The following is a 1,190-nucleotide window of genomic DNA, read 5'->3' on the forward strand; positions in this document are numbered from 1 at the left end:
ACGTGGGCCGCACCGAGTACGGCCTGGCGCCGGTGGCCACCCGCGAATGGCTCGGCTATGTCTGGGTCTGCCTGGCGGAGAACCCGCCCTCGTTCGAAGAGGATGTCATCGGCGATGTCGTCGCGCGCCTGGGCGACGCCGAGGCGATCGAGCACTACGACATCGCGAGCCTCTCGGTCGGCAAGCGGTTCGTCTACGACGTGAAGGCGAACTGGAAGCTGATCATCGAGAACTTCATGGAGTGCTATCACTGTGCCACGATCCACCCGGAACTGACCGAGGTGCTCCCCGAGTTCGCCGACGGCTTCGCCGCCCAGTACTACGTCGGCCACGGCGCGGAGTTCGGGGAGGCGGTCAAGGGCTTTACCGTCGACGGCTCCGAGGGTCTGGACCGCATCCCGGGCGTGGCCGAGGACCAGGACCGCCGCTACTATGCGATCACCGTCAGGCCGCAGGTCTTCATCAACCTCGTCCCCGACCACGTGATCTTCCACCGCATGTACCCGGTGGCCGTCGACCGCACGGTCGTGGAGTGCGACTGGCTCTATCTCCCGCACGTGGTCGACAGCGACAAGGACGTCAGCCGGTCCGTGGAGCTGTTCCACCGTGTCAACCAACAGGACTTCGAGGCCTGCGAGCGCACGCAGCCAGGAATGAGCTCCCGGATGTACGCCAAGGGGGGCGTACTCGTGCCCAGCGAGCACCACATCGGCGCCTTCCACGACTGGGTGAACGAACGCCTGGGCACCCGTCGGCAGCAGGCGGGCCGGCCGCTCAGCCCAGGTGGCCCATCCGATGGCCGATCTCCTCCGCGCCCTTGAGCAGCCTCGGCGCGAGCTCGTGCAGGCGCTCCTCGGTGAGCCGGTACGACGGTCCGGAGGCGCTCAGTGCCGCTGTGACGTTTCCGTCCCGATTGTGGATCGGCGCGGCCATAGCGTGGAGGCCGAGCTCCAACTCCTCCCGGGCCCAGGCGTAGCCGGCCTCCCGGACCGCCGCGAGGTTCTTCTCCAGCTTCGTCTTCGCGGTGATCGTGTGCGGGGTGACCTTCTTCAGCCCGACCTCGGCGATCAGTGCGGCACGTTCCTCGGCGGGCAGGTACGCCAGCAGGATCTTGCCGCTCGAGGTGGCGTGCAACGGCGTCAGCTGGCCGACCCAGTTCTGTGCGGCGACGGCCCCCGGGCCGCGCACCT

The 1,190-nt window shown here is 68.1% G+C and carries 2 protein-coding genes; one reads left to right on the forward strand and one right to left on the reverse strand.

Annotated features, from left to right (window positions below; all coding sequences use genetic code 11):
• Positions 1-821: SRPBCC family protein (locus H8R17_RS45480; protein ID WP_187828995.1), on the forward strand; the 821-nt coding region annotated here is incomplete at its 5' end.
• On the opposite strand, the gene H8R17_RS45485 is transcribed toward H8R17_RS45480, so the two are convergent.
• Positions 775-1,190 (reverse strand): IclR family transcriptional regulator (locus H8R17_RS45485; protein WP_187828996.1); only part of this gene is annotated, 416 nt, incomplete at its 5' end. The two genes, H8R17_RS45480 and H8R17_RS45485, sit on opposite strands and share 47 nt — an antisense overlap.

The organism is Streptomyces sp. TRM68367 (genome assembly GCF_014495685.1).
Taxonomy (GTDB): domain Bacteria; phylum Actinomycetota; class Actinomycetes; order Streptomycetales; family Streptomycetaceae; genus Streptomyces.